Raw genomic sequence first — 519 nt, forward strand, 5'->3', positions numbered from 1 at the left:
ATGGCATCACCGATTAGTGCCGTCCCTTGCAAAATACTAAACGCGCCAATCACGCCGGAAACCAAACCAATGATAACACCAGCGAGCAAAGCGTTCTGCAAAAAAGTGTACTGTCCGAAAGCGTGGAAAAAATTCAAAAGTGCTGCCATTTTAGCCTCCTTGCACAATGTGATTGTGACGATCCATGATGATCAAATGATCACCGTAGGCTTGCGACAAGCTCGTTGCATCCATGACTTGCTCTGGCGTACCTTGATTTAGAATGCCATGGTTGAGTAAGACAACCGAGTCGAAGTAGTTAGCGACTTTGCTTAAATCATGGTGCACAATAATGATGGTTTTACCCGCATCCCGGAGTTCACGTAAGGCATCCATAATTTGGGCTTCAGATGCCACGTCGATGCCGACGAATGGTTCGTCGAGGAGGTAAATATCCGCATCTTGCACTAATGCTCGCGCAACTAATGCGCGTTGCCGTTGTCCACCTGACAATTCATTTAAAGAACGATTTGCCAAATG

1 protein-coding gene is annotated in these 519 nt (G+C 46.4%); it reads right to left on the reverse strand.

The annotated features are described in order from the left end of the window. Positions 1-150: 150 nt before the first annotated feature. On the reverse strand, positions 151-519 hold a 369-nt coding region (locus WEIDD23_RS00105), incomplete at its 5' end, for a metal ABC transporter ATP-binding protein (protein ID WP_156469527.1).

Origin of the sequence: Weissella sp. DD23 (assembly GCF_001579105.1) — a bacterium.
In the GTDB taxonomy this organism is placed as follows: Bacteria; Bacillota; Bacilli; order Lactobacillales; family Lactobacillaceae; genus Weissella; species Weissella cibaria.